Annotated in this window: 12 protein-coding genes and 1 riboswitch; all 12 genes read right to left on the reverse strand. The window is 46.8% G+C overall.

The window, feature by feature from the left end; translation table 11 throughout:
• Window positions 1–113: 113 nt before the first annotated feature.
• Window positions 114–986: a methylenetetrahydrofolate reductase gene (locus Q5873_RS04325; protein ID WP_303059447.1), complete on the reverse strand. Its 873-nt coding sequence runs from the start codon at window positions 984–986 to the stop codon at window positions 114–116.
• 75 nt (window positions 987–1,061) lie between these two features.
• Complete coding sequence (locus Q5873_RS04330) at window positions 1,062–3,551, reverse strand: homocysteine S-methyltransferase family protein (protein WP_303059449.1); 2,490 nt, start codon at window positions 3,549–3,551, stop codon at window positions 1,062–1,064.
• A gap of 149 nt (window positions 3,552–3,700) precedes the next feature.
• Window positions 3,701–4,369, reverse strand: coding sequence for a methionine synthase (locus Q5873_RS04335; protein WP_303059451.1), 669 nt, complete (start codon window positions 4,367–4,369; stop codon window positions 3,701–3,703).
• Window positions 4,370–4,559: 190 nt separating this feature from the next.
• Window positions 4,560–4,654: riboswitch (SAM riboswitch) on the reverse strand.
• Window positions 4,655–5,043: 389 nt separating this feature from the next.
• Entirely contained in the window at window positions 5,044–5,628 is a 585-nt protein-coding gene (locus tag Q5873_RS04340; RefSeq protein ID WP_288301743.1) for an SGNH/GDSL hydrolase family protein, read from the reverse strand.
• A gap of 180 nt (window positions 5,629–5,808) precedes the next feature.
• Entirely contained in the window at window positions 5,809–6,414 is a 606-nt protein-coding gene (locus Q5873_RS04345; RefSeq protein WP_303059454.1) for a LysE/ArgO family amino acid transporter, read from the reverse strand.
• 125 nt (window positions 6,415–6,539) lie between these two features.
• Entirely contained in the window at window positions 6,540–7,235 is a 696-nt protein-coding gene (queC, locus tag Q5873_RS04350; protein ID WP_303059456.1) for a 7-cyano-7-deazaguanine synthase QueC, read from the reverse strand.
• A gap of 20 nt (window positions 7,236–7,255) precedes the next feature.
• Window positions 7,256–7,975, reverse strand: coding sequence for a 16S rRNA (guanine(527)-N(7))-methyltransferase RsmG (rsmG, locus tag Q5873_RS04355; RefSeq protein WP_303059458.1), 720 nt, complete (start codon window positions 7,973–7,975; stop codon window positions 7,256–7,258).
• Window positions 7,976–8,119: 144 nt separating this feature from the next.
• Window positions 8,120–10,003 (reverse strand): tRNA uridine-5-carboxymethylaminomethyl(34) synthesis enzyme MnmG, encoded by a 1,884-nt coding sequence (gene mnmG / locus Q5873_RS04360; protein WP_303059460.1) that lies wholly within the window; start codon window positions 10,001–10,003, stop codon window positions 8,120–8,122.
• Between the two features lie 8 nt (window positions 10,004–10,011).
• The gene (mnmE, locus tag Q5873_RS04365) at window positions 10,012–11,397 is read right to left on the reverse strand and encodes a tRNA uridine-5-carboxymethylaminomethyl(34) synthesis GTPase MnmE (RefSeq protein ID WP_303059462.1); all 1,386 of its coding nucleotides are present in this window, start codon (window positions 11,395–11,397) and stop codon (window positions 10,012–10,014) included.
• Between the two features lie 162 nt (window positions 11,398–11,559).
• Window positions 11,560–12,411, reverse strand: a complete 852-nt coding sequence (gene jag / locus Q5873_RS04370) for an RNA-binding cell elongation regulator Jag/EloR (protein ID WP_303059464.1) — start codon at window positions 12,409–12,411, stop codon at window positions 11,560–11,562.
• 2 nt (window positions 12,412–12,413) lie between these two features.
• Window positions 12,414–13,034: a YidC/Oxa1 family membrane protein insertase gene (locus Q5873_RS04375; RefSeq protein ID WP_051245718.1), complete on the reverse strand. Its 621-nt coding sequence runs from the start codon at window positions 13,032–13,034 to the stop codon at window positions 12,414–12,416.
• 141 nt (window positions 13,035–13,175) lie between these two features.
• Complete coding sequence (gene yidD, locus Q5873_RS04380) at window positions 13,176–13,388, reverse strand: membrane protein insertion efficiency factor YidD (RefSeq protein ID WP_239447865.1); 213 nt, start codon at window positions 13,386–13,388, stop codon at window positions 13,176–13,178.
• Between the last annotated feature and the right edge of the window lie 32 nt (window positions 13,389–13,420).

Genomic DNA, 13,420 nt, shown 5'->3' on the forward strand with positions numbered 1-13,420 from the left:
CGTATCTTTATATTTGCGTATACATTTACGCGTATGATAACAATATAGTTATATTTTCTTTCCCGCTGATGCATCATCAAATATTCTGTACTACGTACTCCTATCATTATGTGCTACGATGCATTAGATATATGATCTAACAGATACAGTACAACCGCCATATCATTTAAAGGCATAATATGTACGCCCTGCGCAATGCGCCTAATTTCTTCCAACGTTTCCACCGCAATGGTCAATCCTGCTTCACGGCCGCCATCTTCCATGCGTCGCAAAATAGATTCCGTCAGTGAAATACCTGGAACTTTTTCGTGAAGATACATAGCCATTTTAAAACTTTTAAGCGGAATTAATCCTAAACAAACCGGTAAGCCTAACGGTGCTATTTTATCAATAAAACGCTTCGCTCTCTCCAAATCATAAATAGGCTGTGTCTGAATAAACTGCGCGCCATGCTCTTTTTTCCGACACAGCTTCTCGTACTCTGCATCTAAATCCTCCGCGCCGGGATTTCCCGTCGTGCCGATATAAAATTTCGTAGGTGCATCCAGTTCGTGCCCCGTCATGTCATAACCGCTATTCAACGTACGTGCCACCGTCAATAGTCCCATCGAATCAAGCTCAAAAACAGCTTTTGCATCCGGATGATCTCCACGTGATGGCTCATCACCGGTTAATGTCAAAATATTATGTACTCCCAATGCAGCGGCTCCCAATAACTCAGCCTGCAAACCAAGGATATTACGATCACGGCAGGTTAAGTGGAAAATCGTATCAATGTTTTTTCTATATTTAATCAAATGTGCCAGTGCAATCGGACTCATTCGCATCTTAGCCATCGGACAATCCGCAATATTGATTCCATCCACACGGTCTGCCAACAGCCCTGCCTCATCCAATGTTTTCTGCACCGATGCCCCCTTCGGCGGATCTAATTCTACAGTAATCGTAAATGCACCACGTGCATGTTTACTTCGCAATTCTTCCATCAAGGCCACTCTCTTTCTCTCTTCAACTCTCTCTTCTATTGTCTAATATTTTATCTGTGTGCTAACAATGCGCTATCACTCATCCCCCAACAACTGTTTTACCAACTGCACTGCCGTCACTCCATCCTTGGCATATGCGTCGGCACCGGCCGTATCCGCATATTCCTGTGTCAGCACCGCACCGCCTACTACAACCTTAGCAGGTACGTTTGCTTTTCGCACTGCCTCGATGGTCTCATCGATCATTGGCATGGTTGTAGTCATTAATGAACAAATACCGATAATCGGCGCTTTATATTCTTTCGCGGCATTTACAATCGCATCCGGTGATACATCTTTTCCTAAGTCCACCACACGATACCCATTATTCTCCAACAAAGCCGCTACAATATTTTTCCCCAAATCGTGAATATCACCTTTTACCGTAGCCACAATGACCGTATCCCGTGCCATTCGCGTATCTTCCGGCAATACTTGTTTTATTGTTTGAAATGCACCTTGCATTGCTTCTGCCGCCAACATAACTTGCGGCAAAAATACCTTACCGGCACCGAATTTTTCGCCTACACGATTCATCGCCTCCGATAATCCTTGCTTTGTAATCACCAAGGGATCTATTTTCTTTGTCAAAGCCTGCGTTACCAATTCAATGACATACTCTTTTTCGCCTCGTTCTACAGCACCGCAAATAGCTTCCAGCATAACTTCTGGTGTCGCTTCCGTTATGTCCGTAAGTGCCCTTTCTTTTTGATTAACAGTCTGTCCATCTGTTATAGTATTAGCCCTCGTTGTACTGGAATCTTTTTTCCCGCTTCCGCCGATAACGTCTTCCGCTTCCTGACCGTACAGGCGGATAAACTCTGCCGCCGCTGTATCAAATCCCAATAAAGTACGACCTGCTACAAATGCTTTTTTTACTGTTTCATTCAAAGGATTTAAAATTGGTGCCGTCAAGCCTGCGGACAATGCCATCGTTAAAAATTGTGCATTTAAATAGGGCCGTTGCGGCAAACCAAATGAAATATTCGACAAGCCCATCACCGTTGGAAAGCCAAAAATTTCTTTATATAATCGCAGTGTCTGCAGCGTTTCCTTAGCACTGTCCGGACCGCTGGCCAAAGTCAATACTAACGGATCCAATAATAAATCCTGCGGACGCAAACCATACCGATACGCTTCCAAAGTAATTTCTTTAATCAATTCTATCCGAGCTTCCGCCGTTGCCGGTAAATCACCTTTTCCCAACGGTAAGCATAAAAGAGCTGCTCCATATCGTTTAGCCAACGGCAATACTGCTGCGAGTTGTTCCGGTTCCGCATTTACCGAATTAATCAGCGGTCGTCCCGGATACGCTTTCAAGCCAGCTTCTAATGCCTTGGCATCAAGAGTATCAATAGATAATGGCACATCGACGAGCATGGTCAATTCGCTAATGGCATGCTGCATCGCTTCGGCTTGATCAATACCGGGTACGCCCATGTTTACATCCAACACATGTGCACCGGCCGCGACTTGCGCTAATGCATCGCGCTTTACCATTGCAAAATTTCCGTCTTTAATTTCCTTTGCCAATACCTTGCGTCCCGTAGGATTAATGCGTTCACCAATAATAATAGGTGCTTCCTTGTGACCTACACGAACAACCTGAGTACGACTGGTAAATACCGTAAACGGTTCCACCTCTGTTCTACTAGACGGCCCATGGGCTATCGCCGCCTCGGCAATAGCGCGAATATGATCCGGCGTACTACCACAACAAGCCCCTATATACGATGCGCCGGCTTCAATTAAATCACCTACGTAAGATGCCATATCTTCCGGCGATAAAGGGAAGATAGTTTTCTTATTTACCAATACCGGCATCCCCGCATTAGGCTGTACGCTAAGAGGCAGATTGGTTACCGTTGCCATTTTCTGCAACAAAGGAATTAATTTCTCCGGTCCGAGAGAACAATTAATCCCCACTACATCAGCCCCCATCGCTTCCATTAAAATGGCCGCTGCTTCCGGTGTAGTACCGGTAATCGTTCTCCCGTCTTCACTAAAGGAGAATTGGCAAATAATTTTTACCCTGTCATCAGCACCTGCTGCCTCTCTCGCATCACGCGCTGCTAATAAGGCGGCGCGCATTTCTTGAATATCTATAATAGTTTCTATAAGAATATAATCCACACCGGCTTCAATTAAAGCATCCGCCTGTTCACGGTAGGTTTCATAAATATCATCAAATGTCATTTGCCCTAACGGAGCAATAAACGTTCCTGTCGGTCCCATAGAACCGGCTACCTGCGCCGTCGGCTTTATATTAGCGATGGCCCGCTTTGCTGCTGCCACGGCAGCATGATTAATTTCCTTAACTCGATGTGCCAAACCATAATCGGCCAGCTTTAATCGACAAGCACCGAACGTATTTGTCGTCACAATATCACTGCCGCTTGCCAAATATTCACTGTGGATAGCTTCTACAATTTCCGGTCTATCCACACTCATTAATTCCGGACAGGCCCCCTCTTTCAGTCCTGCCTGTTGTAACATGGTACCCATAGCACCGTCAAAAATAAACATTGCTTACCTCTTTTCTATATTCACATGTGAATACTTTCTTATTACCGGTTATTCACACTATACCTACACCGCGTTACCAAAACAATGCACGCGCCTATCATCAAGTCCTCATCAATACTGCACCATATACACTATTTCAATATATTTCATTACGGTTTCTTCCGCGACGGACAGTCCCGTTGACCACATGAAGTGCATCCTCGCTTTGTTTGTAATGTAGCACCGCCAGGCATATAACCAATGATAGCTGTCACTGATTTACGGGGAAACAACATGCACGTATCGGTAACGGTAAGACCTATTTCTTCCGCTCCGATAATCGCAGCTAACGCCGGTTGTACATCCAGTGGCCAATTTCCATATCCGGGGCTAAACCGCCATGTTGTCGTATAGCCACCGGCAGCCGCCGCTTTTACAATCAAATCATTAATTTGATCTGCCACCTGCTCTACGGCAGTCGTTGCTGCCGCATCAACCAAAAGACCTACCGTATAATTACCTTCTTTAAATAGTGCTGCACTGCGCCGCTCCACACCGTCTCCAATGGTCACCCCCATCACGGCGACTCGCACTGACGAAGCCAAATGCTTACGAATACTGCTACCTTCAACCACGAGCGGCGGATCCGATTGAATCGTACCGGTAGCCGCATCATATGCATACTCACGATATATCCCGCGCGGTACTGCCTCCAGCTGTACTTCCAAACAAGCCTCCTTCACATACTGTTCGGGAAAATCCTCAGCTCGTTGTAAGCCGGCATACCGTCGTACTTCTTTTTCTTCTATCACCGGTAAGCGTCCATTAAAAATTGCCATACCTACTCCTCTATTCCCAATCTCTCTTCTTTACCAAATTCTTATTGCGATTACACCGAATACCATTTACTTCAATCATACCTATCACAGTTACTCTGCCAACACATACACATTGCCATTAACCGTCACTACGCTTAACTACCTATTGTTGACAAAATAAAAGCCCCTATCCACACAGATAGGGGCTGATTCCTTATCTGTCAGTAAGACTGTTGGATGTAGCACCGTGCCTTGCCGGTTGCCGGACGTCATTGGGCCAATTCCCTCGGTCTCTCTTGATAAGGTCATATGAAATTTACAGTCGATGTATATCGTTAGCAATAAGGATACCTTGAATGATGAAGAATGTCAAGAAATTTATTTCAAAAAAAACGGAGCCGCACTTAGGGAGGATGCGGCTCCGCGTGTTCGTACAACAATTGTACTCACGATTAGGTATAGGTATTTAGAGGTTTTAACAGGTAGCCATCTCCATCACTCCGGGATAAAGAGTAACAAGATGTTGAGATTTAAGTTTGTAACTCATTCTCACTTCCCTGTTGTGGTTACATTATAACACCCATATCGAAGGATTTCAATACCCAAATGCAAAAAAATATTTAAATTTTTCGATTTAATCAGTCATCTTTCGAACTTTATGAATGCCATCGCACCCTTATCAAATGTATTCTCTATTACGTAGTCGCTAAATGCCTTTTATTATGTGCCAACACAAACTCCATGACGGGGCGAGCTATCTCATACATCATTGCATAGCCTCGCGCATTAGGATGTACATCACCGGCAAAAATTCCTTTGCCTTGCCGGAGTGCTTCTTTGAGTGGTCCATAAAAATCAACATACGGAAGATCTTGCTCTCGACAATATGCTTCCAGTTTAGTCGCATAGTCATCCATAACTTTCTCTTCCTCATCGAGTCCCCCTTCTATCGGTAAGGGCAAGCCAACAATAATCGGTATCCGCTTCTTCGTATCAGTTTGTATCATCTCAATCAATGATTTTAGTTTTCGCAAACAATCATCAGCGGTTCGTCCTTGTAAAATGTCATTGGTTCCACCCATTACCCATACCGCTCCAAAAGAAGACTGCGTGCGATATCGCTCCCACAAAAGTGTAATCGCCTGTAGGCTGGCACCATCCACGCCGGCATTATAACAGGTGTGCGGATATAATTTTTTCTCTAGCAATTCTACCCAACCTTGCCCGTACGGCACATCGTAGCCTCTGGTCAAGCTATCACCTAAAAAAAGTATCTGCATAGCGCGTTGCCTCCTTTGTCATTATATGCTACATTCAATCACCTACTACTATCCTATCACCCGATGGTATTCTACGGCTAACTCGAAAGTACGTTGCGACACCGCCCCTTTATAAATTAACGGCGTACTCTCAGTACGTATTTGTCAGTACATAGTTGTAGTAACCGACTACATATCCTGTTAAAGCAGCTCGATTCCTTTCCACAATAAATAGGCCCCGTACACGACAATAAAAGTGCCGCATAACCGATTGACACAGGTCAATACCGTGCTGTTAATATACGATGCAACACTGCGCACAATAGAGGCTAATCCTACAAACCATACGATGGTGGCCGTAGCAAAACCGCCTACAAAATAATCAGCTTCCGCCGGCCCTATGGAGGCGCGCACCGCTCCGAGCATCATACTTGTATCCAAGATAGCCTGCGGATTGCACCAGGTAACAAGACCCGCCATAGCGATTACTTTTGTTAAAGGAATATCTACATCGGCGCCTTCCAATTGTCCTCGCGCACGGAGTAAAGCCACGCCCATAACAACGACCAGCGCACCTCCGCCCAATAAAAGAATCAGCTTTGCCCACGGAACCGCGTCTAATAACCAACCGATACCAAAAAACGCCGACAGTGATAAGGAAAGATCAAAGGCGGTAACAATAAGTACTATTTGTACAATACGATATATACGCTGCGTTAACGCTGTGTTAATCAAAAAAATATTTTGCATGCCGATTGGCGCCATCGATGCTAAGCCTAATAAAAAACCTTGTACATAATAATACATAGTCCACACCCCTTTCTCCTACAATACCATTCCCCACCCTCTCTGTATTCAAACCGCATACGCATCAATACACGTATGAAAACTACCTAACATTCGTTGCCGTACCATGTATGGTACAATGCCATTTATTTTTTTACCAATGCCGGGTCTGCTACGCCGTTAGCCACAAAAGCCGCTGCTCTATCAATGCACGTACCGCACGTACCGCAAGGCTCGTCGCCGCCTTCGTAACAGCTCCACGTCAATTCGTAGGGCGTGTGAAGTGTTAGGCCAACACCTACCAGCTGTGCCTTATTCATAGATGCAAAGGGAGCTTCCACATGCACCTTGTCATACGTACCCAGCGAGATTGCCTTTGTCATAGCCGCAATAAATGCTTCGCTACAATCGGCGTAGGCATTCCCCGCCGCATCATCGGCATGAGCGCCCAAATAAATCGCCACGTCTTCATTTTCGTAAATACTCATGGCCAAACTGGCTACCGCACTGAGCATCAGCCCATTGCGAAACGGCACATAGGTAGATACCATGCCTTCACCGTTTTCTTCAATCTGCTGCGCATAGCTTTTATGTACAATTTCGTCCGTAGACGATTGCAACAGTGAACAATTGGAATATTGCAACACTGCCGCTAAATCCAATTCATAATGAGGCACATCATAATAAGCTGCGATGCGCTTTGCACACCGCAGCTCCTTATCGTGCTTTTGCCCATAATATACAGATACCGTGGATACGTTTTCCCGTCCCCATTTATCGATAGCAACCGATATACAGGTCGTAGAATCAACGCCTCCACTGGATAATACAACCGCTTTCATACCTTCTCCTTTTTCACAGCTTACCGCAAAGGTCTTTCTTTTATCTCCTTTGGCTTGCGTGGATATTTTTTCGGCGTCATGCCGGTCTTCTTAATATAAATAACAGCGCGCTTATCCGCCAAGGTCGGTAATGTCACCGGACGCACCTCCGCTACAGTGCCGCCCAATACCGACAGCGCCCGTTCGGCTTCCTTAATTTCCTCTTCATAGGCCGCTCCTTTAAGAGCAATTAAATAGCCGCCGTTTCGCACATAAGGAAGCGCCCATTCAGCCAACACATTAAGGCGTGCCACGGCCCGACTGGTTACTATATCATACATATCCCGATGCTCGATACGATGCGCCATATCTTCGGCACGACCATGTAACGTCGTCACATTGGATAATCCCAATTCCACTGCTACATCCTCCAAAAAGCGGAGCCTCTTCCGAAGAGAATCAAACAAGGTAATGTGTAACCGGGAATCGTAAATCGCTAACGGAATACCCGGAAAGCCGGCACCGGTTCCCAGATCCAGCACCTTACTTTCCGGTATAAATACCACCTTATCGTAGCAGGATAGGGAATCCACCATGTGCTTTACCGCCACCTCATGCGGTTCGGTGATAGCTGTTAAATTCATATATTGATTCGTTTCAACAAGGCGTTCGTAGTACGTAGTAAAGGCAACGGCTTGTTCCTCCGTCAGCGTAATACCGAAAGCTTTCATTTGTGCTGTCACATCAGCGGTAAAGTCCATAGTTATCTCCTCACTGCTTCTATCGTATCATTATCGTCGCCGGTGTTCGGCCATCCTCATCCGTCTGCGGCCTCACGGCCATCCTCTCATATCCTCGTCAAAGATGCGCCTAATCCACCGACTGCCTTATTGTTTCATCACCGGTTACTGCTGCTTAGCTTCATCCCTTCGATATTGTTCCAACTGCACCAGCAATACGGAAATATCCGCCGGCGATACACCTGAAATACGACTGGCTTGGCCGATGGAATGAGGGCGAATCTGTGCTAACTTCTGTCGCGCTTCCAAGGAAATTCCCTTCATCGCTTCGTAGTCCCAATGTGCAGGAATAATTTTTTCTTCCAGCTTACGAACCTTTTCTACTTGCTCCATTTGTTTTTTAATGTAACCTTCGTAGGTAATGGAAATATCAATTTCCTCTTCTACGTCCGGCGCATACCGAGGCAAATTAAACGCATCGGCCACCATTCCGTAGGTAAGCTCATTGCGCTTCACTAAATCATAAGCTGTCATGCCTGTTTTTATCGGTGCCGTTCCCATCGCTTCCAGGCGAGCCTGCATTTCCTTCGTCGGGTTAACCTGCGTTTCTTTAAGGCGTGCCGTTCCTTCTTCAATACGTGCCTTCTTAGCCAAGAATCGCTGGTAGCGCTCTTCTGTAACAAGACCTATGGCATAGCCTTTTTCGGTAAGACGCATATCCGCATTATCTTGACGAAGAAGCAGACGGTATTCACTGCGACTGGTCATCATGCGATACGGCTCACGAGTTCCTTTCGTAACGAGATCATCAATGAGTACGCCTATGTACGCTTCCGACCGCGACAAAATAAAAGGCGCCTTGCCTTCGAGGAACAACGCTGCATTGATACCGGCCATAAGTCCCTGCGCGGCTGCCTCTTCATACCCGGACGTACCGTTAGCCTGACCGGCGGAGTACAGTCCTTCAATATGCTTTACCTTCAATGCCGGCGTTAACTGTAACGGATTTAAGCAATCATATTCAATGGCATAGGCAGGGCGCATAATTTCTACATCTTCAAGCCCCGGAATCGTGCGCAAAAAATCATACTGCACATCAATAGGCAAGCTGGTACTCATTCCCTGCACATACATTTCATTGGTTTCATTGCCTTCCGGCTCCACAAATAATTGGTGCCGTGATTTATCACTGAAACGGACTACCTTGTCTTCGATAGACGGGCAATACCGTGGCCCCGTTCCTTCGATAGCACCGGTATACATAGGAGCGCGGAATAAATTGTTGCGAATAATTTCATGGGTCTTCGCATTTGTATAGGTCAACCAACATACCTGTTCGTTGCGATCCACCCACTCGGACATAAACGAAAAAGAGCGATGCATGCTATCGCCGGGCTGTTCCGTCATATGCTCCATAGATAAGGTTCGCTTATCTACGCGCGCCGGTGTTCCCGTCTTGAAACGCATTAATTCTAAGCCGTGCTTGCGCAACGAATCAGACAATACTTCCGCCGTACGCTGACCGTTCGGTCCGCCGGTATACGATAAATCGCCGGTAATAATTTTGCCCTTCAAATACGTACCGGTACATAAAATAACCGCCTTTGCCGTATATACTTCGCCCAATTCGCTGACGATGCCCGTTACCTTACCGTCTTCAACGAGAAGCTCGTTTACCATAATTTGTTTAATATTTAAATTCTCTGTATTCTCCAAGGTGTGCTTCATCAAGCGCTGATACGCACCCTTATCAGACTGTGCGCGCAACGCATGCACCGCCGGTCCCTTACCGGTATTGAGCATGCGCATCTGTATCGCTGTTGCATCGGCATTAATCGCCATTTGCCCGCCCAGCGCATCCAATTCATATACCAGATGACTTTTGCCCGGTCCCCCTACGGCAGGGTTACACGGCATAAGTGCAATATTATCTAAATTCAGTGTCGCCATCAACGTACGATGTCCCATACGCGCCGTGGCCAACGCTGCTTCACAACCTGCATGACCACCGCCGATAACAATCACTTCATAATTGTCTACGTTATACATACTCTCTCCTATTTGCCTAAACAGAAGCGTGAAAACAGCTCATCCACCATGGACTCACGCAAGCTGTCTCCGGTAATATCGCCCAAAGTTTCCCAGGCACTGCGCATATCAGTGACAATAAAATCCACCGATAGACCCGCTTCCAAATTCTCCTTCGCTTGCGTTAATAACGCTAGCGCTGTTTCCATTAAATTAATATGACGAATGTTGCTGAGCATAGCACCGCGATTCCCTTGGACCTCGCCACCGTATACCAGATCTTTAACTACATGACCCAGCACATCCAATCCTTCACCATTAGCGGCGCTGATAGCGGCCACCGCTGCAAAAGGACCATACGGCGCAATATCCTCCGCCGTTATTGCCGTAGCTATGTCGGCTTTATTAATAAACACCACCGCTGTACGGCCTTTCAATGTTTCCAAAATATCTTTTTCTTCTTCGCTAAGCGCAGTGGAGCCATCGATGACACAAACAACAATATCCGCCGCCGATACATATTCTTTCGCTCGCTCTACGCCTAACTTTTCCACGATGTCTTCCGTATCGCGAATCCCTGCCGTATCAATAAGCCGCAGAGAAATCCCTTCGATTGTCATACCTTCTTCGATGGTATCGCGAGTGGTGCCGGGAATATCCGTTACGATAGCCCGATTCTCTCGAAGCAACGCATTCATCAAGCTTGATTTACCCGCATTCGGTCGTCCTACGATCGCCGTTGTAATTCCTTCCCGCACCATGCGTCCGGATTTAGCCGTAGCTAAAAGGTGCTGCATATCCGCCATAATCGGCGTTAACGAAGCGGCCACCTCTGCCGTTGTTACCTCTTCGATATCCTCTTCTGGATAATCTATGGTCACTTCCAAGCGGGCCACCATAGTAAGCAGCTCCTCCCGTAAACGGCGAATCCATGTAGCCAGTGTGCCGTCTAATTGCTCAACCGCTACACCTAACGCTGCTTCGCCATTGGCCTCGATAATATCGATAACCGCCTCTGCCTGCGTCAAGTCAATGCGCCCGTTCAAAAAAGCCCGTTTCGTAAATTCTCCGGGCTCCGCCAATCGTGCTCCGCTACTTAGCACCAACCGCAACAGCTCACGCACTACCACCGGACCGCCGTGACATTGAATTTCGATAACATCCTCCGCCGTATACGAGTGTGGTCCCTTCATAAGGAGTAACAACACTTCATCCACAGTGCGTCCCGTCTTCGGATCCACGATACGGCCATACTGAATACTACGATTCGGTCGCTCCGTAAGCGGCACCGCTGATTTACCGGCAAACAGAGTATCCACCAATGGAAACGCCTTCGCGCCACTAACGCGAATAATGCCTACGCCGCCTACACCCGGTGCCGTTGCAATAGCGGCAATCGTATCCTCCGTAAACATAATACACCTCTCTATCCGCTCATGGGCGGATTCCATCCATACAGCACCGTAGCCATCGCTGCAGTACCGACGGACACATTATATCTAAAAACGCAAAGAGAACCCGAGACGAGCTCGGGTTCCGTTGTACAGTCATTATAATCGCTGCTATGATCGCCGCGCTTAGCGCTTGTAGGCGATAACCACGTGACGATACGGTTCTTCACCTTCACTGTCCGTCACAATATGAGTTTCGTTTTGTAAAGTTAAATGAATAATTTTACGCTCGAACGCATTCATCGGCTCCAACGAAATCTTTTGACGACTCCGTTTTACCTTATCGCCCAAACGGCGCGCCAGCTGTACCAGCGTATCTTCACGGCGCGAACGATAATGCTCTACGTCCACCACGATATGGCAACGTCCCTTCACATCTTTGTTCGCCACCAAATTGGTTAAATACTGAATGGCATCCAATGTCTGCCCATGCTTGCCGATCAAAATTCCCAAATCATCCCCGTGAATTTGGAATGTGATTCGTCCTTCGGTAGTCATTTTTTCAATAGCCACCGCCAGACCCATCTTGGCAAACATATCCGTCAAGAACTGCTTACCCTTGTCGGCAATAGCCATCTGGTCTTCTTTGGTAAGGCCCGGTTTTTCCGGCTTTGCCGTTACCTCTTCCGATGGGCTCGTTTCTTCCGTAGCCACCGGCGTTTCATCGACGGATTCATTCACATCCGCCTCTTCTGCTACCGTGTCGGACGTATCCGCTACAGCAACGGTTTCCTCCACAACAATTTCATCGGCCTTAGCCTTTGTCGTTTCGGTGAGTACCGATGCTACCGTAGGCATTTCGATATCTTCAAAATATAGGCGAACAATCGCCGGCCGCCGACCGATACCTAAAAATCCCGACGACGGCTGTTCGATAACCTTTGTCTCCGTAATGCGTCTGCCTTCAGCAGTAAGCTGCGCCTCGCCCTTAGCAATGGCTTCTTCCAACGTCTTAGCCGATACCTCGATATGATCCATGCTTACGCCTCCTTAGCACCATCGTTTCTGAAGATAAAGAATTGCTGAATGAGCTGGAATATATTAGATACTACCCAGTAAATAACAAGGCCGCTAGGGAAGTTCAAGCTGATGTAGCCGATAAACAGCGGCATGAAAATAAGCATAATTTTCTGCTGACCACCCACATCCGACGTGGACGTTTGCTTACTCATCACATAGGTAGAAAGCGCACTCAACACAGGCAAAATGTAAAGCGGGTCCGTTTCGCCGAGGCTCGGAAGCCACAAAAAGCTTTCATACGTCGGATCATACGGATATCCCTGCAACGCATAGAAAATAGCAATCAAGAACGGCATCTGCACTAAAAGCGGCAAGCAACCGGACAGCGGATTAATGCCCATTGTCTTATACAAATTGGCAATTTCCATCTGTGCCCGCTTCGGGTCATTCTTATATTTGTTCTGAATTTCCTTCATCTTAGGCTGCAATACCTGCATGCCCTTCATGGACTTGATCTGCTTTACTGTAAGCGGCGCCAAAATAGCTTTAATAGCTATCGTCAAAATAATGATGGCAATCCCGTAGCTAGGGAAACCTACCATCTGCGTCAGGTTATAGCAATACCCGAGCAACGTCCGCATAAAATCAACTAACACCTGAAAAATTTCCAATCGTCTTCTCCTATTTTCGTAACCTGGCGTACCCACGGCTCCTTGCCTGTTCATACTTGGTTATGGTCTAGATTTCATCCATACAAACAGTTCGGTATTTCCACATCTGTGCTATGGCACGGGATCGTAGCCACCCTTGTTAAAAGGGTGACAACGCAAAATGCGTCTAATCCCGAGATAGCTACCTTTAAAGGGGCCGTATTTGCGTAATGCCTCTAGGGTATACGCCGAACATGTAGGGTAAAAGCGGCAGCTTCTGGGCTTTAGCGGAGATATACAGTAGCGATATACCAGCACCAATCCGATAAGCATCGTATTCAACATATAGCTTAGGTACTTCATACCGGTCACTCTCC

Source organism: Veillonella magna (assembly GCF_959600285.1).
Classification (GTDB): Bacteria; Bacillota; Negativicutes; order Veillonellales; family Veillonellaceae; genus Veillonella_A; species Veillonella_A magna.

Coding starts and splice junctions, on each gene's coding strand:
- Q5873_RS04325 (WP_303059447.1), bottom strand. CDS start 986: ATGGAAGAATTGCGAAGTAAACATGCACGTGGTGCATTTACGATTACT.
- Q5873_RS04330 (WP_303059449.1), bottom strand. CDS start 3,551: ATGTTTATTTTTGACGGTGCTATGGGTACCATGTTACAACAGGCAGGA.
- Q5873_RS04335 (WP_303059451.1), bottom strand. CDS start 4,369: ATGGCAATTTTTAATGGACGCTTACCGGTGATAGAAGAAAAAGAAGTA.
- Q5873_RS04340 (WP_288301743.1), bottom strand. CDS start 5,628: ATGCAGATACTTTTTTTAGGTGATAGCTTGACCAGAGGCTACGATGTG.
- Q5873_RS04345 (WP_303059454.1), bottom strand. CDS start 6,414: ATGTATTATTATGTACAAGGTTTTTTATTAGGCTTAGCATCGATGGCG.
- queC (WP_303059456.1), bottom strand. CDS start 7,235: ATGAAAGCGGTTGTATTATCCAGTGGAGGCGTTGATTCTACGACCTGT.
- rsmG (WP_303059458.1), bottom strand. CDS start 7,975: ATGGACTTTACCGCTGATGTGACAGCACAAATGAAAGCTTTCGGTATT.
- mnmG (WP_303059460.1), bottom strand. CDS start 10,003: ATGTATAACGTAGACAATTATGAAGTGATTGTTATCGGCGGTGGTCAT.
- mnmE (WP_303059462.1), bottom strand. CDS start 11,397: ATGTTTACGGAGGATACGATTGCCGCTATTGCAACGGCACCGGGTGTA.
- jag (WP_303059464.1), bottom strand. CDS start 12,411: ATGGATCATATCGAGGTATCGGCTAAGACGTTGGAAGAAGCCATTGCT.
- Q5873_RS04375 (WP_051245718.1), bottom strand. CDS start 13,034: ATGCGGACGTTGCTCGGGTATTGCTATAACCTGACGCAGATGGTAGGT.
- yidD (WP_239447865.1), bottom strand. CDS start 13,388: ATGTTGAATACGATGCTTATCGGATTGGTGCTGGTATATCGCTACTGT.